Raw genomic sequence first — 22,458 nt, 5'->3', positions numbered from 1 at the left:
ACATGCAGCAGCCCCTCATGGAAGCTTCGCCGACTGGCCGCTACTTGCCCAAAAAGCTTCTGGTGTCCGAGCGGCCGACGCATGTGATAAAGTCGGGATCGAGCCGGCGACCAATCGGCGTCGCAACCGGCCTCGTCTACTTTGCTCGGCTCGATCGCAGGCGGGCGACCTCGCTCGGTCCGATTTCGAGGTAGAACCGGATCGCATCGTCGATCAGAGCGTCGGGCGTAACACCCGCCGCCTTCGCGGCCTGAGCGACCTGGAGGCCGAGCGCCAGATCGACGCGCAGGGCGGCGCCTTGGCTCGGCGACGCTGGTGCGGCCGCAGGGGCAGGTATGGGCGCAGCACTGTTCCGCGACTCGAGCTTGCCGAGCTTCGCTTCGCGACGGCCCCGGTGGACGAGAGCGTCTGCGCGCTCATTAAGACGGTCGCCGGCATGCCCCCGGACCCAGGTCCATTTCACGTCGCGCGCCGCGTTCAGTTCGTCGAGGCGCTTCATGAGGTCGACGTTCTTCACGTCACCCGTCGTCGTGCGCCAGCCCTTCGCCTTCCAACCGCGCATCCACTCGGTCACCGATTTGACGACGTACTGGCTGTCGCACCGCATCTCGATCGCGGCCCCGGCCGGGAAATGCTCAAGACCCTTGATCGCAGCCGTCAGCTCCATGCGGTTGTTGGTCGTTGTGCCGGGCTCTCCGCCGCACAGCTCGACCGTGCCGTCCGGAGCGGCGACGACGACCCCCCAACCGCCTGGCCCGGGGTTAGGGTCGCAACCGCCATCGGCATAAACGATCGTTCGCATCGTAGCATCAGTCCTTCCGTATTGGGTGGTCGATCGCAGACTACCATCGCTTCGAGGCGCGCCGATGGCTGTCCAATCGCAGCGTTGTTCATTGCCGCGATGCGGTTGAAGCGAAATTCATAGCAGTGGATGTCAGGGTATGAGTTGGGGCAGCGCCCATGACGGATACTGATATTATAAAATAGTACAACTTTTATTCGTCTATATCTTATCGTTCAATCGCTAAATAAGCATTATGATGAGTTGCGGATATTTTTGTCGGCTGATGTTTGGGGGTAAACCAAGGTTTTAGCTAGAAAATTTCTTTTTTTCCAAGATGTTAGAACCCAGTGTCTGATCCGTGCGAGCCGATACCCCTAGATTGCGATGATGGACCGATCGATGGTCACCTGAACGCAGCCCACCGGCATCCGGTTGGCACTTGGAAAGTCATGTCTTCAAGTGTCAGGCGCGTTCGCCCTGCCCTCGACAGCGCGAAGATTTGTGCATCCGGCGCACTCAAAAGCGGCAGACGGCCGCTTGCGTATGATCGGAAAATTTCTCAAAAACGCAACGGAAGAGAATTTTTGATCGGTTGAGACGCCGTGGCCCTACAATCTGAGGACGCGTCCGTAACACACCGCATCGCGAAGGCTTTCCCGGCGCTCAGCGCGGCCCATCGGCAGGTCGCACGATTCGTCCTGGATCATCCGTTGAAGGTGGCTACCCTGCCGGTGAACGAGCTTGCCGACCTCGTCGGCGTCTCCGTCGCCACGGCTAACCGGTTCGCCCGCGCCGTCGGCTACGAGGGCTATGCGAAGTTCCGCGCTGCCCTGGTCCTCAGTTACGAAAAGGCCCTGGCACCGGTCGAGAAGCTGCGCGTCGGCCGGGATCAGCCTGCGACCGTACCTGAAATCCTCGACGGAGCCCTCGCCGAAATCATCCGCAACATCGAAGCGACCCGGCGGACGCTCGACGGCGCGACGTGTACCCAAGCGGTCCAGGCGATCCATCAGGCCCGGAGGGTGTACGTCGTAGGTTTGGGCAGCAGCAGCTGGCCGGCCGGGATCCTCGCGCGCAACCTCGACGTCAACCGCGAGGACGTCCATCTGCTGGCGACGCTGGAAGGCCCCGGCTTCGCCGCGCGGACCCTGCGCCGACTGACCCCCGATGACCTCGTCGTCGTCCTCGCCACGCCGCGATACTTCGCCGATACGGTGAGGCTGGCCCAGATCGCCCGGAGGCACGGGGCCACGGTGCTGGCGCTGACCGACGGGCCGCATTCCCCCCTCGTCGCGACCGCCACACTCGCGCTCTACGCGCAGACCGACTGCCATTACTTCGCTGCCTCGGATGCCAGCCTGACAGCGCTCGTGGAGGCCTTGGCAAGCGCCTTCGCGTTCGCCGCCGGGGACCTCGTCCCGGCCGCGACGCGGGTCACGGAAGCGGTGCTGCCCTGGCTCGATCGCGACTATGCCGCTTGGCCGCCCCAGGGTGGAGCCGACGACCTGTCAGAGACCCCGCAATCCGGAGCTGCCTCATGAGCGACCGCCGCCCCGTTCTCGTGATCCACGGTGGTGCTGGGACGATCGCGCAGGGCCAGGCAGATGCTGGCGCGGCACACTATCACGCGGCCCTCGCCGGCATCCTGGCGGCTGGAGCGGACTGCCTCGCGCGCGGTGGCAGCGCCCTCGATGTCGTGGGCCTCGCCGTCGACCTCTTGGAAGAGTGTCCGCTCTTCAACGCGGGCCACGGCGCCGTCTTCACCAGCGCCGGCACGCACGAGCTCGACGCCGCCGTCATGGACGGCGCCACGCTGCGCGCGGGCGCCGTCGCGAGTGTCACGCGGGTGCGCCGGCCCGGTCGGGCGGCCCGGGCCGTGATGGATGGGGGCGAGCACGTCCTCATAGCCGGTGGCGGTGCCGATGCATTTGCTGAGGGGCGAGGCCTTGAGATGGTCGAACCGGACTTCTTCTCCACGGATGCCCGCCGCGACCAGCTCCACCGCGCCCAGGCCGCCGGAAAGGTCGCCCTCGACCATGACGTGGCGTCCGGCCCGCTCGACGAGACGCGCAAGTTCGGGACGATCGGCGCCGTTGCGCTCGACCGGAACGGCCATCTCGCTGCCATGACCTCGACCGGGGGCATGACCAACAAGCGTCCCGGCCGGGTCGGCGACTCACCCCTGATCGGCGCGGGGACCTATGCGGATGACCGGACCGCCGCCGTGTCCTGCACCGGCACGGGCGAGGCTTTCATTCGCATCGCGGCGGCGCACGACGTCTGCGCGCGCATGGCCTACGGGGGGCAAGATCTCGAGACGGCGGCCCGTGCGGTGGTCCACGAGGCCCTTGCGGCGGTCGGTGGCCGTGGCGGGCTGATCGCGGTCGACGCCCATGGGCAAGTCGCGATGCCGTTCAATACTGAGGGCATGTATCGTGGCCTTGTCCATCCGGGCGAGACGCCGGTCACGGCGATCTTCAGTGATTCCCGTCACATATCGCCCCCCTTGCGCTGAGGTCCGTCATGCTGGCCACCGCATCCGGGACCGCTTCCCATTCCGTTCTGCCGGACCGCCAAGTCGTCGCCGTCGAGGGCCTGACAGTCCGCTTCGCCACCTCCGAACGCGTCGTGGAGGCGGTCCGCGACCTATCGTTCCATGTCGACGCGGGCGAGACCTTGGCGATCGTCGGCGAGTCCGGCTCCGGTAAGTCCGTGACCTCGCTGAGCTTGATGCGTCTCGTCGAACACGGCGGCGGCCGGATCGCGGCCGGGCGGATGCCGTTTCGGCGGCGCTCGGGCGAAATCGTCGACTTGGCGGGTGCTTCGAACGCTCGGATGCGCGCGATCCGCGGCGCCGAGATCGCGATGATCTTCCAGGAACCGATGACCTCGCTGAACCCGGTCTTCACGGCTGGGGATCAGATCGCGGAGTCGATTCGCGTCCATCAAGGGAAGAGCGCGTCAGCTGCTCGGGCCGAGGCGCTGCGCATGCTCGATCTCGTGCGTATCCCCGAGGCGCGCAACGTGCTCGGGCGCTATCCGCATCAGCTCTCCGGCGGGATGCGCCAACGCGTGATGATCGCCATGGCCCTGGCCTGCAAGCCCCAGTTGCTCATCGCCGACGAGCCGACCACCGCCCTCGACGTCACCATCCAAGCGCAGATCCTCGAACTTATCCGCAGCCTTCAGGCCGAGATGAAGATGGGTGTCGTCTTCATCACCCATGACATGGGCGTCGTGGCCGAGATCGCCGACCGCGTGCTGGTGATGTACCGCGGCGACAAGGTCGAGGAGGGGCCGGCCCCGGCACTCTTCGCAGACCCTCGCCACGGCTATACCCGTGCTCTCCTGGCCGCCGTCCCGCGGCTCGGAGCGATGGCAGGAAGCGATCTGCCGAAAAAATTCGATCTGCTGCGAGCCGAGCTTCCGGCGGATATGGCCCCGCCGGACGAGGCGCCGCCCCACGACACCATTCGCCCCGGCGCCGCACCGATCCTGCGGGTGCGCGACCTCGTCACCCGGTTCGACATTCGCGCCGGCCTACTCGACCGCGTTCGCCGCCGGGTCCACGCGGTCGAGCGGGTCAGCTTCGATCTCCATCCCGGAGAGACTCTCGCTCTGGTCGGCGAATCCGGGTGCGGCAAGTCGACGACGGGCCGCTCGCTCCTGCGTCTGGTCGAGAGCCAGAGTGGCCTGATCGAGTTCGATGGCGGAAACGTCCGCGACCTGCCTGCCGGACAGCTGCGCGGCCTGCGGCGGAATATCCAGTTCATCTTTCAGGACCCCTACGCGTCCCTCGACCCACGCCTGACGGTGGGCTTCTCGATCATGGAGCCGCTTCTCGTTCACCGGATCGCGACCCGCCGGGCGGCCGAAGCCCGCGTGGCTTGGCTCCTTGAGCGCGTTGGTCTCACCCCCGACCAAGCCCAGCGCTACCCGCACGAGTTCTCGGGTGGCCAGCGCCAGCGAATCGCCATCGCCCGGGCGCTCGCCCTGAACCCGAAGGTCATCGTCGCCGATGAGGCGGTGTCGGCTCTCGACGTGTCGATCCAAGCCCAGATCGTCAACCTGATGCTCGACCTCCAGCAGGAGTTCGGCCTCGCCTACCTCTTCATCAGCCACGACATGGCCGTAGTCGAGCGGATCAGCCACCGGGTCGCGGTCATGTATCTCGGTCAGATCGTCGAGATCGGCCCGCGCCGGGCGATCTTCGAGAACCCGCAGCATCCCTACACCCGCAAGCTGATGGCGGCGGTACCGGTCGCCGACCCAGCACGCCGCCACCTGCGTGCTGGCCGGCTCATGACCGACGAGATCCCGAGCCCGATCCGGGCGCTTGGCGACGAGCCGCCCGTGGCGCCCCTCGTAGCGGTCGGTCCCGGCCATTTCGTCGCCCGCCACATGGTCGGTGGCCTTGCCGCCTGACCCCGCCTCAATCCCGCCAGTAGGATCGCCCCCATGCCCCGAGGTCTGACCGTGTTCGAGCGTATTCTCCTTGCTTCCACTCTCCTGACCGTAGCGGTATCCCCCGCAGCGGCGGCGGGCGATCCGATCCTGGCGATCAGCGGCCAGCCCGAGACGCTCGACCCGTACAATACGAACACGACGCTCACGACGGCCGTCACCAAGTCGTTCTACGAGGGGCTCTTCGGGTTTGATAAGGACCTCAAGGTCCGCAACGTTCTTGCCCAGAACTACGAGATGTCTCCGGACGGTCTCGTCTACACGTTCACGCTGCGCGAAGGCGTGAAATTCCACGACGGCACGGCGTTCGACGCGGCAGCGGTCAAAGCCAATCTCGACCGTGTCCTCGATCCGGAGAACCACCTCGCCCGCTTCAATCAGTTCAACCGCATCAAGATGGTCGAGGTGCTCTCGCCCGCGAGCCTGCGCATCACCTTGAAGGAGCCCTTCGGGCCGTTCATCAATTCCCTCGCCCACGCCTCGGCGGCGATCATCTCTCCGACGGCCTTGAAGAAATACGGCAAGGACATCGCCTTCCACCCGGTCGGCACCGGACCCTTCACCTTCGTGGACTGGAAGCAGACCGATTACGTCAAGGGCGCAAAGTTCGCCGCGTACTGGCAGGCCGGGCTCCCGAAGGTCGACACCGTCACCTGGAAGCCTGTCCCGGAGAACGGCACCCGCGCGGCCATGCTGCAGACGGGAGAGGCCGACTTCGCCTTCCCGCTCCCCTACGAGCAGGCTAAGATGCTTGAGACCAACAAGAAGCTGAGGGTCGAGGCGCACGCCTCGATCATCGAGAGATACCTCAGCATGAACGTGCTGCAGAAGCCGTTTGACGACCTGCGGGTGCGTCAGGCGATCAACTACGCCATCAACAAGGATGCGCTCGCCAAGGTCGCCTTCAGCGGCTACGCCTTCCCCGCGCAGGGCATCGTCCCGCAGGGCGTGCTCTATGCCCACGCTATGAATCCGTGGCCCTACGACCCCGCCAAGGCGCGCCAGCTGCTCAAGGACGCGGGGCTACCCCAACGGCTTCGAGGCGAGCCTCTGGAGCGCCTACACCACGACCACCGCCCAGAAGGCGATCCAGTTCATCCAGCAGCAGCTCGGTCAGGTCGGCATCAAGGTGCAGACCCAGGCGCTTGAGCCCGGCCAGCGCACCGAGTGGGTTCAAACCGCTCCCGACCCGAAGACGGCCCGGGTCCGTCTGTACTATGCCGGTTGGTCGTCCTCGACAGGTGAGGCCGACTGGGGTCTACGGCCGCTTCTGGCGACGGAGGCCTGGAGGCCCAAGCTCAACAACACGGCCTATTACAGCAACTCTGAATTCGACTCTCTCCTGGCCAAGGCCCTGGTCTCGACCAGCGACGCGGAGAAGACCGACCTGTACGCCAAGGCCCAGGAGATCGTCATGAAGGATGCGCCCTGGGCGCCCCTCGTGACCGAGCAGAACCTCTACGCAACCTCGGCGCGGCTCTCCGGTGTCTACGTCATGCCTGACGGCAACATCGATTCCGGTGAGATCGCCGTCACGCACTAGACGCGTCCGGCCCCGGACCCGACGCGAGGCGGCATTCAAGGCTGACCGCCTCGCGCTGCAGGCGTTCGCGCATTCCTCACGAAAACCTTCGATCGCAGGCGCGAGCCTATGTTGACCTTCCTGCTCAAGCGGCTCCTCGGGCTGCTGCCCACGCTGCTGATCGTCGCGGTGCTGGTCTTCCTGTTCGTCCATCTGCTTCCGGGCGATCCGGCACGCCTGGCGGCCGGACAGGATGCCGACGCCCAGACGGTGGCGCTGGTTCGCACCGAACTCGGCCTTGACCGGTCGCTGCCCGAGCAGTTCGTCCGCTATTTCGCCCACCTCGCGCAGGGCGATTTCGGCGTCTCGATCCGCACTCGCCGCCCGGTCGCCGTCGAGATCGGCGAGCGCTTCATGCCGACGCTGCTGCTGACGCTCACCAGCATGGCCTGGGCCGTCGCCTTCGGCCTCATGATCGGCATCGTCTCCGCGGTCTACCGGAACGAGTGGCCCGACCGATTCGGCATGACGCTCGCCGTCTCCGGCATCTCGTTCCCCGCCTTCGCGCTGGGCATCCTCCTGATGCAGATCTTCTCGGTGGAGCTCGGGTGGCTGCCCACCGTCGGTGCGGCGACGTGGTGGCACTACATCCTGCCTTCGCTGACCCTCGGCGCCGCCGTCGCCGCCGTGATGGCTCGCTTCACGCGCGCCGCCTTCATCGAGGTGATCGGCGAAGATTTCGTGCGCACGGCTCGAGCGAAGGGGCTGAAGGAGCGAAGCGTCATCGCCAAGCACTGCCTGCGCAACGCCCTGATCCCCGTCGTCACCATGATGGGCCTGCAGTTCGGCTTCCTCCTCGGCGGCTCAATCGTCGTGGAGGCGGTGTTCAACTGGCCCGGTATCGGCCGTCTGCTCGTCGATGCCGTAAATCAGCGCGACTATCCGGTGATCCAGGCCTTGGTCCTGCTGTTCTCCCTGGAGTTCATCCTGATCAATCTGGTCGTGGACGTGCTCTACGGTCTCATCAACCCGACCATTCGCTACAGCTGAGCTGGCCGTGATCGAAACCGTCGTCCCCGCCGCGATTGCATCCGTCCCCAGCGGCGTGCGCACGCCGTGGTCCGAGTTCCTGCGCAAGTTCCGGCGCCAGCGTGTCGCCGTCGCTGCGCTCGGCTTCATCGCCCTCTTGGTCGTGATCGCCGTTCTGGCTCCCTGGATCGTCCCCTACGACGCCGTCAACGACTTTGACTACGACCGGATCAACGAGGGCCCCTCGGTCGCACACTGGTTGGGCGTCGATCCCCTCGGGCGGGATATCCTTAGTCGCATCATCGAGGGTGCGCGGATCTCCCTCGCTACAGGCTTCCTTTCGGTCGCCGTCGGCGGCTTCGTCGGTACGCTTCTCGGTCTGCTGGCGGGCTACTACGGCGGCTGGTGGGACCGGCTGGTCATGCGCATGTCAGACGTCCTGTTCGCCTTCCCGGGAATCCTACTCGCCCTCGGCGTCGTGGCGATACTCGGTTCCGGGCTCGTCAACGTCGTCGTAGCCGTGTCCGTTTTCAGCGTTCCGGCCTTCGCGCGGCTCGTGCGCGGCACGACCTTGGTCCTGAAGAACACCACCTATATCGAGGCCGCGCACAGCATCGGTGCTCCGGACCGGACAATCCTCCTTCGGCACATCCTCCCGGGTACGATCTCGGGTATCGTCGTCTACTTCACGATGCGGCTGGGCACCTCGATCATCACGGCGGCGAGCCTGTCCTTCCTCGGGATGGGCGCGCAGCCGCCGACGCCCGAATGGGGGGCCATGCTGAACGAAGCCCGGGCCGACATGGTCTCGGCGCCGCACGTAGCCCTGTTCCCGAGCCTGGCGATCTTCTTCACGGTGCTCGCCTTCAACCTCCTCGGGGATGGTCTTCGGGACGCCCTTGACCCGAAGATCGATCGCCAATGACGGCGCCCGCCTCTCCTCGCACGGCGCCGCGGGTCGGGCGCCTGCCGCGGGGCGCCCGCGACGCCATCACCGATGTGGCGGGCGTGACTGTCGGCCATTGCACGCTGGCCGACGGGGAGGTGCAGACCGGGGTGACGGTCGTCCTGCCGCACGGTGGCGATCTATACCGGGACCGGGTCCCGGCGGCCGGCGTGGTGCTCAACGGATTCGGCAAGTCCGTCGGCCTCATGCAGGTCGAGGAACTCGGTGTGCTGGAGACGCCCGTCGCCCTGACCAACACCTTCAGCGTGCCGGCGGTGGCGGCCGCCCAGATCCGGATCGCGATCACTGCCAATCCTGAGATCGGGCGCGGGTTGCCAACCGTCAACCCGCTCGTGTTCGAGTGCAACGACGGCCATCTCAACGACATCCAGCGCATGGCGGTCGAACCGGCTCATTATCGCGACGCGGTCGGCGCGGCCGGGACCACCGTGGCGGAAGGGTCGGTCGGTGCCGGGCGCGGGATGTCGAGTTTCGGGTTCAAGGGTGGCATCGGTACCGCCTCCCGGCGGATCCGCACGCCAGCGCGCGGCCGATTCACTGTGGGCACGCTCGTCTTGTCGAACTTCGGCAAACTGTCCCAGATCCGAGTCTGCGGCAAGCCGCTTGCCCCCTACCTCAGGACCGCTTCAGAGGACGAGGTAGTAGGCGCGGAAACCCCGGAGAAGGGATCGATCATCATGATCGTCGCCACCGATGCGCCGCTCGACGCGCGCCAGTTGCGTCGGGTCGCCCGGCGCGCCGGCGCGGGCCTTGCCCGGACCGGGTCGGTGTTCGGCCACGGTAGCGGCGACATCGCTCTCGCTTTCACGACCGCCTACACCGTGCCGCACGATCCCACACGCCCAGCGCCCATGCCCGTCCTACTTCACGACGCGGAGCTCGATCCGTTGTTCGAGGCCGCCGCCGACGGAATCGAGCAGGCGATCATCCATGCCCTGTGGCGGGCCGAGACGGTGACGGGTCGAGCCGGCCACATGCGACACGCGCTGACCGAACTTCTGCCCAGCTGGGCCGACATCCTCGGGCCTGATTGATGTGCGACCTGATCTCGACGGACATCGAGGGCGACGCCGGCATCTACAGGCCGAACTGCTTGGCTCGGTAGGATCGGATCCGGCGATTGACCGGATTGCAGGTCTGCGGCTCGACTCACTGGAAAGCCGCGAGGATCGCCTTCGGCACCTTGCAGATGTACGTGTATTTCGGATTGACCATCTGCGTGCAGCGCGCCTCGGCGATCTGTGCGAGCAGAAGGTAACCCTCCGGTTCGGGGATGTTCCACTCGTCCGCAAGCCAGTAGATCATGTCGGCGAACGCGATGCGCATCGCGTCCTCAAGCGGACGGGCGCAGCCGAGCGTGCAGATATGCGTGGGCGTCTCGATCCGCGGGTGGCCGAGCCGCGCCGGCGCGGGCACGAGGCTCACCCGCAGGGTCACGTTCGCACCGATTTCGATCGCCCCCATCCCAACCGCTTCGCCGTCGCCCTGGAGCGCGTGACAATCGCCGATGAAGAAATGCGCGCCGGCCTTCTCGACCCGCAGCATCACCATGTTCCCGGTAGTGACCTCCTGAACGTCGAGGTTGCCGCCATGCGTGCCGTTGTCGACCGTGAGGACTGCACCATGGACGGGCGCGACGCCGATGACGCCGGCCATCGGCTTCACCGGCAGCCGGAGCCGGTCATTCCAGATGACATGACCGTCGTTTACATCGACGATCTTTGTCCGGATGCCCCATTCCTTGCGGCGCACCCAGTCCGGAAACATGCCGTGCCCGGGCCAGAGGGAGCTGTAGCCGCGTTGGCCCAGTTCCATGTCAAGGATTTCGACCTTCAGCATGTCGCCCGGCTTCGCGCCCGCGACTTCGATCGGCCCCGTCGCCCCATTCACGAACGGGAAGGTGACGTCGGCCTCGGTCAGGTTCTGCCCGAGTTCCTTTATGACCCCGTCACCAATGTTGATCACGCATTCAACCGTGACGATCTCGCCGGGTGCGATCGTCGCGACGAAGGGCTCGTCGCCCGAGAGGGCGTATTTGATCGTTCCTTGTTTGCTGATGCGCTGCGTCACATGGAACTCCTTTGGCGATGTCGGTGGTATCGAGGGGGCGTGGGTCAGAGATGATCCCGCCAAGGCATGAGCGCCCGTTCGGCCCGGCCGACTAGGAAAGTCAGAACGAGGGCCAGCGCGATCGTGCCGACCAGCGCGGCGAAGACCTTCGGGATCGCGTAGAGGGATCCCGCTTGGAAGATTGCGTGGCCCAGCCCTACGGACGACGACATGAACTCGCCGACGATGGCGCCGATCAGCGCGAAGCCGACAGTGAGCTTCAAGCCGGCGAAGATGTCGGCGAGGCTCGACGGCACGACGAGCTTGGTGAAGATCTGCGGCTTTCGTGCACCGAGAGTCCGCAGGAGGTTGATCTGGTCCGGGTCGACGCCGAGCGCGCCCTTGTAGGAGGTCACGAGGGCGACCACGACGACGGACAGCGTCGACATCGCGACCTTCGAGGCGAGCCCCGTGCCGAACCAGATGATGATGATCGGGGCGAGCGCGATGATCGGGATCGAGCCTACCGCAACGATGAAGGGCTGGACGACCCGCGAGACGAAGGTCGAGTACCAGAGAGAAAGACCGGCGAGCGTGCCCACGACGTTGCCGATGAGAAACCCGAGCCCCGTTTCGAGGGCGGTGACGCCCGCGTCGCGCAAGAGCGTGCCGTCGGCAAGACCCTGCCAGAGGAACCGGCCGATCGCCGAGGGCGAGCCGAACAGGAAAGACGATTGCGGGCTTTGGCGCGTCTGCCATTCCCAGGCCGCCAACAGGGCCGCGAGCAGTGTGATCTGCACGAGCAGGACGAGCGCGCCCGAGCGCAGGCGTGGACCGTCGCGCAGCGGTGCAGATGGGACAGCCCAGCTCGTCCCGGCCTCCGTTGCCGGTCCGGTCACAGCATCCGACATTTCAGGACCTCGCTGCAGCGCGGCTGATCCCACGACCTGCGCCGCCGATCGTAGTGCGTGGGATATCGAGATCGGCCCAGATCTGGCGGACGTAGTCGCCAAACCCGACGCTCTCCCGGGCCCCGATCATGTCATCGGGCGCGCAGTCGAGGTCGATCGTGTAGGAGGCCTTGACGGTGGTCGGCCGCCCGCTCAGCACGAGGACGCGGTCGGCCACCGAGACGGCTTCCTCAATGTCATGCGTGATCAGAAGCACGGATTTGCCGCCGTCGCGCACGAGCCGCACCGTGTCGGCCTCGATCAGCAGCTTCGTCTGGAAGTCGAGCGCCGCGAAGGGCTCGTCGAACAGCAGGACGTCCGGATCGTTGATCAGTGTGCGTGCGAGGGCCACGCGCTGGCGCATGCCGCCGGATAGGGTCGCGGGATAGGCACCGGCGAACCCGTGCAGACCGAGCTGGTCAAGGAGCGCGCGTGCCCGCTCATCCGCTAACCCACGGGGCATCCCGCGCAGTTCGGTCCCGAGTTTCACGTTGTCGAGGGCCGTGCGCCAGGGCAGCAGGAGATCCTTCTGCAGCATGTAGCCGATCCCGCTCGGCGGCCGACCACGTCGGTCGAGGGGCAAGCCATTCCAGAGGATGCGCCCGGCATCCACCGGTGTCAGACCGCAGACGGCATTGAGGAGCGTGGTCTTCCCGCAGCCAGAGGGCCCGACAATCGCGACGATCTCCCGGCGAGCGAGCGCGAAGGTGAGATCGCCGACGACGGGCAGGACGTGACTGCCCGTCCGATACGCCTTGGCGAGGCGCTCGACGGCGAGAGGAGGCGTGGGGTTGGTCGCGGCGTGCAGGAGGCCTTCGGACACAGGGCACCAGTCAACCGGCGCGCTTCGCGGCCTTGTCGGCAAACGTATTGTCGACGATCTGATCGAAAGAGAGCGTGCCCTTGATATTTCCAAGATACTTTTGCATGTCCATTAGGCTTTCCCAGGCGTCCTTCTCCGTCACGACGCTGGAGGCTGGGATCTTGTACTTCAGCTCGGCATCGATTGCCGCGTCCACTACATCCTCAGGCAGGTCCGGAAACTCCAGCCGCGCGACCTTCTTGGCGTAGTCGGGATCGCTGTAGGTCCTGCGCCCAGCCTCCTCAAAGGCCGTCACTAGGGCCTGGACGGTCGTGGGATCCTTCTGCATGGTTGTGGGTAGGACCATGATCCCGGTGTTGCAGAAGGGCCCGACATAGTTCGAGAAATCGAACACGATCTTGGCGCCCTGCGCCACGGCCTGCGCCACGCCGGGCTGGAAGGCGACCGCGATATCGGCCGCGCCCGCGAGCATGGCGGCGATCTCGGATCCGGGACTTACCGGCACGATCGTCGCGTCGACGCCGAGCTTCATCCCGTTGCTCTCGACGAGACGCTTGGTGACGCTGAAGTTGGTGTTGGGCTCCGGCGATGTGGCGATCCGCTTGCCCTTGAAGCCCTTCGGATCGGTGAAGGCCTCGACCGTCTTCGAGACTGCAAAGTAGTGGGCCCGCTGAACGACGGTGCCGACGACCATCCCGGGACCGCCGTTCTCGCGCGAGATCACCGCCATCGTCGGATCGCCGATGGCGAAATCTGACGAGCCGCCGAGCACGGCCGCGAAGGTCTGCGTGTCGCCGCCGGCAGCACTCACCTGCATGTCGAGGCCGTTCTTCTCGAAGATGCCGGCGTGCATTCCGACGTAGAGATTGATGTAGCCGAGGTTGTGGACGGCCTCGCTGAAGCGGACGGTCTTGAGGCCCGCGGCGCGCGCGGCCGTCGGCGCCAGCGGCGCACCGACCGCTAGGCCGGCCAGACCTTTCAGGATCGAGCGCCTACCAAGCAGTGGCGACCAGGATTGAGGCATACGAACTCCGCGAGACGCGAGGAGGCGATCGGTCGATTGCCGCAGACGTGCGATGGCGTCGGTTCACGATCGTACGATTGCCGCCGCCGGCCACTGTATGAAGCAAGTTAGCTGCCAGACCACGCGAGTGCTCCCGGCAATAGGGGGTACTCGATCTTGGATCTGCTCCGTATGCGTGGGATCCATTGCGCACGTCTGCTCGGCGGCGCTAAGGAAGCCTCACTCGCGTGGTCGATTTGCGTGGTTGTCGCGACAATCGATCGTCGGTCCTGATCGGCCCCCCACAAGGTGGTCCAAGGTTCAGGTTGGTGCGCGGTAGGCCTTGAGTTGACCCCGTTTGTGGTCCACGGCCTAAGCAAGTTCCCGGGCGGTGACAGCTTGGTTGGCGAAGGCTCGGGGCGTCAAGCCGCCCAGGGCCGTGTGGGGTCGATCTTCGTCAAAGTGGCACCTCCATTCCTCGATGCGCTCCCGGGCATCGGCCAGCGACAGGAACCACGAGGCGTTCAGGCATTCCGCCCGTAGGCGGCCGTTGAACGACTCGTTTGTGGCCGTTGTCGGTTGGCTTGCCCGGTCGTGAGAAGTCGATCTCGGCCCGTTCAGGTACGCCCACTGGTCGAGCGTGCGCCCGGCAAACTCCGGCCCATTGTCGACCCGCAGGCTCTTGGGCCGCCCCCGCAGCCTGACCGAGGCGTCCAGAGCCTCGGTTACCTGGAAGGCGCGGAAGTTGGCTCTCGGCGTGAGTGAGAGCGCCTCTCGCGTATGGCAACCGACCACCGTCAGGATCCGGAACGGACGTCCGTCGAAGGTGCGGTCGGACATGAAGTCCATCGCCCAGACCTCGTTGGGTCCGCCGATGGCCGGCCGGCCTTGCCGGTAGCGCCGAGCCCGCTTGCGTTTGGGCCAGCCGGCGGTAGCCGTAGCGCACCCGCGCGGCAGCCAGCTCCTTCAGCCGCACCCGCAGCACCACCTACGGGTCCGAGCGCTTCCTGTAACGCTGGGGCGAGCGACCGAGTCCGGTGGCCTGGCAGGCCCGACGCTCGCTGATGCGGTAGGCCGCCTTAAGGTGGCCGGCGACCTCACGGCGAGCGGCGGGCCTTACCACTTTCGCTTGAGCACATCCTGCAACATGGAGCGGTCCAGCGTCAGATCGGCGACCAGCCTCTTCAGCTTACTGTTCTCGTCCTCTAATTGCTTGAGCCGGCGGATCTCCGGCACGCCCATGCCGACGAACTGCTTCTTCCAGCGGTAAAACGGCGGCTCGGACACGCCCATCTTACGGCAGACCTCATCCACCGTCGCACCGTTCTCCGCCTGCCGCAGGGCGAAGGCGATCTGTTCGTTCGTGAAGCGTTGGCGAGGCATGGCATCCACCCTCCTTCAAGGTTCAGGATGCCCGAAACACTTGCGTTCAGCGCGGACCGGTTTGCTGGGTCAGGGTCACCCGAATTCCGCACGCGGGATAAGCACGAGAACTCTGGACCGTCACCTCATCGTCACGCGGCCAATTTAATCCCCGATCGGCGAAATAAATTCTCAAGGTGTTCATGTCCGACGCAATCCTGGCACCGACCGGTACGGTTGGACATGTGACGGCCGGTAAACCCAAGCTCGATCATGGCATCCATCCCGGTGGCGTGATCGCCTTCCTGCTCGCGCTCGTCGCAGGGCTCGGCTACGCGGTGTTCAGCCTGATCGCCGACATGAACGCCGTCCACCAAGAGCCCCTCGCACTAGGCGCCTTCGCTCTCCTTGGCCTCGCTCTGCTGATCGCCCTGGCCTTCGAGTTCGTGAACGGATTCCACGACACCGCCAACGCGGTGGCCACCGTGATCTACACCCACTCAATGCCGCCCCTGGTGGCGGTGATCTGGTCCGGGACTTTCAACTTCCTGGGCGTTCTGCTGTCCTCAGGCGCCGTCGCCTACGCCATCGTCACCCTGCTGCCGGTGGAACTGATCCTGCAGGTCGGCTCTGGCGCCGGATACGCGATGATCTTCTCCCTGCTCATCGCCGCCATCCTCTGGAACCTCGGAACCTGGGCTCTCGGACTACCGAACTCCTCATCGCACGCGCTGATCGGCTCGGTGCTCGGCGTCGGTCTCGCCAACCAATTGATGGGCGGCCAGGACGGCACCTCTGGGGTCGACTGGACGCAGGCGCTCGGCGTGTTCAAGGCACTCGCTTTCAGCCCGATCTGCGGCTTCGTGGCTGCCGCCTTACTGCTCCTCGCACTCAAGTTCACCGTGCGACGCAAGGACCTGTACGAGGCGCCCAAGGGCGAGGCGCCACCTCCGCTGTGGATCCGCGGCCTCCTAATCCTGACCTGCACGCTGGTGTCGTTCTTCCACGGCGGCAACGACGGTCAGAAGGGCATGGGCCTGATCATGCTGATCCTGATCGGCGCTGCCCCCACCGCGTACGCCCTGAACCGGACCATGAACGCCGACGCGACCCCGGCCTTCGTCCAGACCTCCGAGGCCGCCAGCAAGGTGTTCTCGACCTACGCCGACGGGGCGGCACGTCCCGACGCCGCCCAAGCCCGGAAGACCGTGGCCGAAGCGCTGAAAGCCAAGGCGCTCAACAACCCGGAGGTGTTCGGTGCTCTCTCGACGCTCTCGAGCGACATCGCGGTGTCGGTGAAGGGCTACGGCTCGCTCCAGCAAGTTCCGGCTGGCGCAACCTCGAACGTGCGCAACGACATGTACCTCGCTTCCGACGCGATCCGCCTCCTCCCGAAGTCCGGGGCCGCCCTTTCCGAGGCCGATGCCAAGACGCTGAAGGGCTACACCGAGCTCCTCAACGAAGGCACGCGCTACATCCCGAGTTGGGTGAAGGTCTGCGTCGCCCTGGCGCTCGGCCTCGGCACCATGGTCGGCTGGAAGCGCATCGTCGTCACGGTGGGCGAGAAGATCGGCAAGACCCACCTCACCTACGCCCAGGGCGCCTCGGCCGAGATCGTGGCTGCTGGGACGATCGGGCTCGCTGAACTCTATGGTCTGCCGGTCTCGACCACCCACATCCTATCGTCGGGCGTCGCCGGCACCATGGCGGCCAACGGCTCGGGCCTGCAGATGTCCACGGTGCGCAACATGGCGCTGGCCTGGGTGATGACCCTGCCGGCCGCGATCCTCATTGCTGGGACGCTGTTCTTCATCCTGCGCCACGTGTTCTGAGCCGGATGGAGGCCCGTACCGCGACACCCGCTCGCCGTCTGTGCGACGAGCCGGCGCTTCCAGGACTTCTCTGGGCGATGCGCTTCGACGAGGGTGGCCGCGGTCATCTCGTCGGCCACGGTGAGGCGCTGCCAGCCCCGGGGATTTTCGGTGAGACGTTCACCTGGCTGCACTTCAACCTGAACGACGCGCGCCTGCCGGCCGTAATCGAGGAAGGGCGTCTCGGCCCCTCGCGTCTCGCAGCCGCGGCCTTCGCCAGCGATCCGCACCAGCGCCTCATCGTCGAGGCAAGTTATATCGGCGGCGTCGTGGCCGATCTCGTCCGAAAGGCCGGTGAGAGCCCCAGGATCGACGCCGGCGGGCGCCTGCATTTCGTCATGGGCCCGCGCCTCCTGGCGAGCGGCCGACGACATCCCGTCCTCGGACCGGACCTCGCTCGTGACGCCGCCGTGGAAGGTCGCGGCATCCTGGCCCCGATCCATCTGCTCGATGTCATCGTCGACCGGGTCGTGACATCGATGGCCGATACCGGTGCTCACCTGGCCGACGAGCTCGACGAGATCGAGGACCACATCCTCGACGAGCGTGTGCGCGGCGAGCGACGGCGGCTCGGGCCGATCCGCCGGGACGCGGTCCGGCTGCACCGGCAGTTGCTGGGACTGCGCGCTGTGTTCCATCGCCTGGAGACCGCTTCGGCCGACGAAGAGGTCCCGGATGCGGCCATCGCCGCGGCCACCCGGATCGCGCAGCGGCTCGACGCGCTTGATCGCGACATGGTCCTGCTCGCGGACCGCAGCCGTCTGATGCAGGAGGAACTGTCCTCCTATCTCGCGCAGGCCTCGAACCGGCAGCTCTACATGCTGTCGGTGCTCACCGCGCTGTTCCTGCCGCCGACGCTCGTGACCGGGCTGTTCGGCATGAACACCAAGGGCCTGCCGCTCACGGACAACGAAACCGGCTCCACCGTGGCCATCGCCATCGCCTGCCTCTCGGCGGTCGTCGCCTATGCGCTAATCCGCGTCCTGGGCATCCGGCCGCCGCGAGATTGAGCCGACGAACCGTGCCCAGCTCAGTAGCGGCTGATGGCGCGAAGGCCAAACACCGTGGCGTTGCGCACTCGATTGCCGTCGGGATCGCGGGGGTTGGCGATTCCGCCTCCCGGGTGGACGACGTACTGCACAGTCGGCTGCAGCGCGATGCCGGGAGCGAGCACGGCCTGATACGTCGCCTCTAACAGAAGCTCGGTACTGCGCCGGGGGGTGGGTGCCGAACTTTGGAGCGCGGCAATCGCATCGAGCCGCCTCGCCGTTGGGGAGATGTGCGTGACGCCGAGGCCGAAACCAAGGGTGTCGTCCGAGCGCCCGGGGAATAGGCCGCGATAGGCGATGCCGGCGTCGAGGTAGAAGTCTACGAGGTTGCGGTCGGCAGGAGAGGCCGAGGCCCTCAGGAACACGCTGGCACCGTCGTTGGGATCGTTCGGCTCCTGATAGATCGTCTGGTCGATCACACCGTAGACGCCAGAATCACCGGAGACCCGTCGGCCGAGTCCGCTCACCGGGTCTGGCATGATTGCATCGACGCGACCGAACCGGTGCCAGCCCCCGAATGTCACGGTGCCGGGCAGGCCCGTGTCGCCGGGATGGGCGTTGTAGGCGTAGGAGACCTCGGCGATGGCCAGCGGCGGATCGGAGACCGGAAAGCGGACGCCGTTCGGATTGCGCCGTTGCGGGTCGACCCCCGAGCGTGGGTTGCCTCCACCGGGCGTCCCGTCGATCAGACTGGCCTGAAACGAGAGCTCACGGGTCGGCACGTATTTCAGGCGAACGGTCGGCGCCGAGAGCGGGTAGGCCGGCCCTCCGTCGGTCATGTTCGCGGCGAAGATTGCCGGCCAGCCGAAGGTGCCGTTGGTGAATAGGATGCTGGTCTGGCTGACCATGTACTCGGTGTCGGCGGAGAGCTGGCCGACCCGGAGAAACAGCCGGTCGTCGAACAGGCTCTGCTCCAGCCAAAGTTCGGACAGGCGCGAGGCGGGCAGGGCCTCGATCTCGCTGATGGTCATGAGGTTGCCGACGCGCGAGCGAGAGGTGCCGCTGCCCTGGATCTGGTAGACCGTGCCGTGGGCCGTGGCCCCCTTCCATCCAGCCAGGGTGTCGAGATCCACGTCGACGTCGAGGTCAAGCAGCGTCAGGCCCGTGGAGCCGCGCCGCAGTCCGCCACGAACATCGCGGTAGGTCTCCGCCACCGTGATCAGTCCGAAGGTGATCCCGTGTCGCTCTAGGAATGCGCGGTATCCGCCCGGGTCGCCGGCGGGCCCGAGCAATGGCTGGAACGAGGTCGTCACCTCCGCCGCCCGGCCGGCCGAGAAGACGGGCTGGGCAACCGAGGTCTGCGGATCGCCGCCCGCGCCGGAGGGCGAGCCGATGGTGATGCCTTCAGCTGCAAGCCGTGCAGCCGTGGCTTGTTCCTCGCGTCCCTCGGTCTGGGCCGCGCCTAGGTTTGGGGGCAGCCAGAGGGCAAGCGCAACGACGGCAAAGATGGTGGTGCGGCGGGAGGAACGCACCTCGATCTCCGATCCGGTTGGAAGGCTGAGCATCGACACAGCTTCATCACCGTTCCACGACACGCAGGTTTCTGAAACAATTTACGGCTTCGCGTCGGCATTTATGAGCGTTCATGCCTTCGTCACGGCACGGGCCTAGGAGAGCCGCCTCGCCGCCCTGGCGCCGTCAACCAGCCCTGACCATGCCGAAGCACCTCTGCATCGATCCGCACGACCCCTACGCCCAGGATGAGGTCATGGTAGAGTTCGAGCGGGATGGAACGGGTTTCCGCCTCGTCGCAGTTGTAGACGAACGCGACGAGGATATCCTCGCCGATCTCGTCGAGGCGCAGCAGGACGACCTACGGCGCGAGCTCGCCGACGCCGATTGCGCCCTGGCCGGCCCCATCCCGCCGCCATCTTGCCAAGACACCGGCTTGTCGCTGGCATCGCACTGATGTTTCGGGATCACCGAGACGACGAGGGGATGGACCGCATCCTCGCGGGGATGGACGACCGCGACCGTCGAATGCCGCTGTACATCACCGGCTCCCTGATCGCCTGGCGGTCGTCGAACAGGTTGGCCAAGAATTGCTGGCCTGACGGCCGACCGCCGAACGGTAGGTCCTTGAGCGTCAAAACGGGCGGACGTCGACTAACGCTTGATGCGCCTTGGCGGCCGAGGCCAGCAGCTTCCTTGTCCGTGCCTCGATGTCCCCCGTGGTCACACCCGCCGCGAACAGCGCCGATCCGGTTCCGGCTTCGGTCCCGGTAAGTCCGTCGAGGATCTCGTGGCCGGTGGCGATCTCGTTGAGGTCGCCGCGGTCGTCCTTCAAGTCTTCACAGGCGGGCGGGAATGATTTGTGACGCTTGGCGGCCTTCTTGCCGGCGTTAAAGGCCGGCAAAGAACTGGGTGCCGTAGCGCAGCTTCTTGGCTGCAGGCCAGGGCCTTCTTCCCAACCATCACAGACCTTCATACGGACTATCTGCAACGGCAGTATCTAGATGTAAGCAGCCTGTCCGAAGTAGGGGGCCCAATGGCATCTATGCCCCCATACCGGGTGCCTGGAGGGCTGCCACATGGAAGAATGCTCCAAATTTTGGAAAGCCTCTGCTTTTTCACACAGCCTCGGTGGCAAGCGGAAGTCGGCACGAAGTCCGGAAGCAGACCTTCGGCTCCGCGTCCACCTCACGCCCTCACGAAGGCGAGGAGGTCGGTGTTGAGTACGTCCGCATTGATCGTCAGCATGCCATGGCCATAGCCGGGATAAGTCTTCAGCGTGCCATTGCGCAGCAGCTTGACCGACTTCGGCGCCGCCGCGATGATCGGCACGATCTGATCATCCTCGCCGTGCAGCACCAGCGTCGGAACGCCGATCACCTTCAAATTCTCTGTCTGATCGGTCTCTGAGAACGCCTTTATACCTTCGTAGTGCGCCAAGGCAGAGCCCATCATGGCTTGCCGCCACCAGTTCTGGATCACGCCCTGCTGGACCTGAGCGCCATCGCGGTTGAAGCCGTAGAACGGTCCCGATGGGACGTCGAGGAAGAACAGGGCGCGGTTGCCCGCGAGCGCTTGGCGGAAGCCGTCGAATACTTCGATCGGCAGTCCTTCCGGGTTCGCTGCGGTCTTCAGCATCAATGGGGGCACGGCGCTCACCAGCACCGCCTTGGCCACGCGACCCTGAGGCTCGCCGTATCGCGCGACGTAGCGTGTGGCCTCGCCACCGCCAGTGGAGTGGCCGATGTGGACGGCGTTCCTGAGATCAAGATGCTCGACCACAGCGGCGGCGTCGGCCGCGTAGTGGTCCATGTCGTGCCCGTCCGAGGCCTGCGCCGAGCGGCCGTGGCCGCGGCGGTCGTGGGCAACGACACGATAGCCGTGCTTGAGGAAGAACAACATCTGTGTGTCCCAGTCGTCGGCGGAGAGCGGCCAGCCGTGATGGAACATGATCGGCTGCGCGTCCTTCGGACCCTAGTCTTTGTAGAAGATCTCGAAGCCGTCTTGGGTTGTGATCGTGGCCATGACGCTTCTCCTCAATCCAAAATAGTTCTCAAACACCCTCATAGACTAAACGGGTGAAGAGCGCTGGACTGATGACGGACCGGTACCATTTCGCGTCGTGCGCTGCGGTCGGGTGGGCCGCGACAGTCGCCTCTAAGGATAGGCCTCGCCTCTTCAAGCCGGCGACGTTCGCACGCACGTCCACCAACATGTCATGGAAGTCGCGCAGCTGTGCGCGAGTACCGACAGGCGCTCCATGGCCAGGGATGACGATAGTCTGGTCTGTCGTCGCGGCTATGTTCGCTTCAGCTGCAGCGATCGTCCCGTCGATGTTGCCACCCGTGGAGTAATCGATGAACGGGTAGATGCCGTTCCAGAACGTGTCGCCCGTGTGCAGGATGTCGGCCTCGACGAAGCGGACGGAGATATCGCTGTCCGTGTGTGCGGAGCCGTAATGCTTCAGCATCAGCGTGCTGCCGTTCAGCTTGGTCTCGTGCTCGGACGAAAACACCTGCGTCGGCAGCGCGTTGGGCGGTGCCGCGGGGAAGTCATGGTCCCAGTCGTCCACGCGCTGCGCGGCCGCGAGGTGCTTGCGGGTCTTCTCGTGGGCGAGGATCTCCGCCCCTTCCGCGTTCAGCCAAGCGTTGCCGTCCGCGTGATCAAAGTGCCAATGTGTGTTGATGAGATGGGTGATCGGCGCGTCGCCGAGGTCGTTCAGCGCCGTCAGCATCTGGGCGCGCGACACGCCGATCCCGGCGTCCACCAGCAGCTTCCCGTCCGGCCCGGTCAGAACCGCGACGTTGCCGCCAGACCCCTCCAGCACGGCGACACCCCCGCGCAGCCTATGGGCTGTGATCGGCGAGCGGGTGGCTTCGAACATAATCGTGTCCACAATGCCGCGCGCCTGCGCGAACGCAGAGCGGGGTGAGAGCCAGCCGCTCGCCGTCGGCAGAGCAGAGGCGGACAGACAGCAGAGGCAGAAGCCGCGGCGTGATAGGGAGAACGTTTGTCTCGCGGCGCCGGACGCAGGTTCACGGGCGGTCATAGTCTGTGCTCCGAAGGTCAGGTTGTGGGGGGCCTCACATCAGGCAATCGTTCCGCTCCGGAGAGCTTCCGCACTGCCTCGCAT

General features: G+C 65.8%; 19 protein-coding genes and 2 pseudogenes. 11 read left to right on the top strand and 10 right to left on the bottom strand.

The window, feature by feature from the left end; translation table 11 throughout:
- Positions 1-136 precede the first annotated feature (136 nt).
- Entirely contained in the window at positions 137-802 is a 666-nt protein-coding gene (rnhA, locus tag FV242_RS17545; RefSeq protein WP_147910381.1) for a ribonuclease HI, read from the bottom strand.
- A 584-nt stretch (positions 803-1,386) separates the two neighbouring features.
- On the opposite strand from rnhA, the gene FV242_RS17540 reads away from it, so the two are divergent.
- The 8 genes from FV242_RS17540 to FV242_RS17510 all read left to right on the top strand — a co-directional run bounded on the left by FV242_RS17540 (position 1,387) and on the right by FV242_RS17510 (position 9,800).
- Positions 1,387-2,325 carry a MurR/RpiR family transcriptional regulator gene (locus FV242_RS17540; protein ID WP_147939809.1) on the top strand — a complete coding sequence of 313 codons (939 nt, stop codon included), beginning with the start codon at positions 1,387-1,389 and terminating at the stop codon, positions 2,323-2,325.
- Positions 2,322-3,299 (top strand): isoaspartyl peptidase/L-asparaginase family protein, encoded by a 978-nt coding sequence (locus FV242_RS17535; RefSeq protein WP_147910379.1) that lies wholly within the window; start codon positions 2,322-2,324, stop codon positions 3,297-3,299. The genes FV242_RS17540 and FV242_RS17535 overlap by 4 nt, the downstream gene beginning before the upstream one ends.
- Before the next feature lie 8 nt (positions 3,300-3,307).
- Positions 3,308-5,209 carry a dipeptide ABC transporter ATP-binding protein gene (locus tag FV242_RS17530; protein ID WP_147939808.1) on the top strand — a complete coding sequence of 634 codons (1,902 nt, stop codon included), beginning with the start codon at positions 3,308-3,310 and terminating at the stop codon, positions 5,207-5,209.
- 33 nt (positions 5,210-5,242) lie between these two features.
- Entirely contained in the window at positions 5,243-6,397 is a 1,155-nt protein-coding gene (locus FV242_RS17525; RefSeq protein ID WP_246692752.1) for an ABC transporter substrate-binding protein, read from the top strand.
- A complete protein-coding gene (locus tag FV242_RS35530; RefSeq protein ID WP_246692751.1) occupies positions 6,378-6,791 on the top strand; it encodes a hypothetical protein in 414 nt (137 codons plus the stop codon). Before FV242_RS17525 ends, FV242_RS35530 begins: the two co-directional genes overlap by 20 nt.
- 108 nt (positions 6,792-6,899) lie before the next feature.
- The gene (gsiC, locus tag FV242_RS17520; RefSeq protein WP_147910377.1) at positions 6,900-7,820 is read left to right on the top strand and encodes a glutathione ABC transporter permease GsiC; all 921 of its coding nucleotides are present in this window, start codon (positions 6,900-6,902) and stop codon (positions 7,818-7,820) included.
- 7 nt (positions 7,821-7,827) lie between these two features.
- Positions 7,828-8,724, top strand: coding sequence for a glutathione ABC transporter permease GsiD (gene gsiD, locus FV242_RS17515; protein ID WP_147939807.1), 897 nt, complete (start codon positions 7,828-7,830; stop codon positions 8,722-8,724).
- The gene (locus FV242_RS17510; protein WP_147939806.1) at positions 8,721-9,800 is read left to right on the top strand and encodes a P1 family peptidase; all 1,080 of its coding nucleotides are present in this window, start codon (positions 8,721-8,723) and stop codon (positions 9,798-9,800) included. Before gsiD ends, FV242_RS17510 begins: the two co-directional genes overlap by 4 nt.
- A gap of 115 nt (positions 9,801-9,915) precedes the next feature.
- Here FV242_RS17510 and FV242_RS17505 read toward each other — a convergent pair whose 3' ends face one another.
- The 5 genes and pseudogenes from FV242_RS17505 to FV242_RS17485 form a co-directional block, all read right to left on the bottom strand.
- Positions 9,916-10,836 carry an acetamidase/formamidase family protein gene (locus FV242_RS17505; RefSeq protein WP_147939805.1) on the bottom strand — a complete coding sequence of 307 codons (921 nt, stop codon included), beginning with the start codon at positions 10,834-10,836 and terminating at the stop codon, positions 9,916-9,918.
- 44 nt (positions 10,837-10,880) lie between these two features.
- Entirely contained in the window at positions 10,881-11,726 is an 846-nt protein-coding gene (locus FV242_RS17500) for an ABC transporter permease (RefSeq protein ID WP_147910373.1), read from the bottom strand.
- 1 nt (position 11,727) lies between these two features.
- Positions 11,728-12,588 carry an ABC transporter ATP-binding protein gene (locus FV242_RS17495; RefSeq protein ID WP_246692331.1) on the bottom strand — a complete coding sequence of 287 codons (861 nt, stop codon included), beginning with the start codon at positions 12,586-12,588 and terminating at the stop codon, positions 11,728-11,730.
- A gap of 10 nt (positions 12,589-12,598) precedes the next feature.
- Positions 12,599-13,612 carry an ABC transporter substrate-binding protein gene (locus tag FV242_RS17490; protein WP_147939804.1) on the bottom strand — a complete coding sequence of 338 codons (1,014 nt, stop codon included), beginning with the start codon at positions 13,610-13,612 and terminating at the stop codon, positions 12,599-12,601.
- Between the two features lie 351 nt (positions 13,613-13,963).
- Positions 13,964-14,974: pseudogene (locus FV242_RS17485) on the bottom strand (integrase core domain-containing protein).
- A 182-nt stretch (positions 14,975-15,156) separates the two neighbouring features.
- Here FV242_RS17485 and FV242_RS17480 point away from each other — a divergent pair.
- Both FV242_RS17480 and FV242_RS17475 read left to right on the top strand, forming a co-directional pair.
- Positions 15,157-16,785, top strand: a complete 1,629-nt coding sequence (locus FV242_RS17480) for an inorganic phosphate transporter (RefSeq protein WP_147939803.1) — start codon at positions 15,157-15,159, stop codon at positions 16,783-16,785.
- A gap of 5 nt (positions 16,786-16,790) precedes the next feature.
- Positions 16,791-17,834, top strand: coding sequence for a transporter (locus FV242_RS17475; protein WP_246692750.1), 1,044 nt, complete (start codon positions 16,791-16,793; stop codon positions 17,832-17,834).
- 20 nt (positions 17,835-17,854) lie between these two features.
- On the opposite strand, the gene FV242_RS17470 is transcribed toward FV242_RS17475, so the two are convergent.
- Complete coding sequence (locus FV242_RS17470; RefSeq protein WP_147939802.1) at positions 17,855-19,378, bottom strand: carbohydrate porin; 1,524 nt, start codon at positions 19,376-19,378, stop codon at positions 17,855-17,857.
- Between the two features lie 149 nt (positions 19,379-19,527).
- Between FV242_RS17470 and FV242_RS17465 the strand changes: the two genes are divergently transcribed.
- Entirely contained in the window at positions 19,528-19,782 is a 255-nt protein-coding gene (locus FV242_RS17465; protein WP_147939801.1) for a hypothetical protein, read from the top strand.
- Between the two features lie 177 nt (positions 19,783-19,959).
- Here FV242_RS17465 and FV242_RS17460 read toward each other — a convergent pair whose 3' ends face one another.
- From FV242_RS17460 to FV242_RS17450, 3 genes and pseudogenes are all read right to left on the bottom strand, one after another.
- A complete protein-coding gene (locus FV242_RS17460) occupies positions 19,960-20,301 on the bottom strand; it encodes a hypothetical protein (RefSeq protein WP_187278463.1) in 342 nt (113 codons plus the stop codon).
- A 212-nt stretch (positions 20,302-20,513) separates the two neighbouring features.
- Positions 20,514-21,350 (bottom strand): annotated as a pseudogene (locus tag FV242_RS17455) (alpha/beta fold hydrolase).
- Positions 21,351-21,378: 28 nt separating this feature from the next.
- Positions 21,379-22,374, bottom strand: a complete 996-nt coding sequence (locus FV242_RS17450) for an MBL fold metallo-hydrolase (RefSeq protein ID WP_147939800.1) — start codon at positions 22,372-22,374, stop codon at positions 21,379-21,381.
- Positions 22,375-22,458: the final 84 nt, after the last annotated feature.

This window comes from Methylobacterium sp. WL64 (assembly GCF_008039945.1).
Classification (GTDB): domain Bacteria; phylum Pseudomonadota; class Alphaproteobacteria; order Rhizobiales; family Beijerinckiaceae; genus Methylobacterium.
This window is presented reverse-complemented; position numbering and strand designations above follow the sequence as displayed.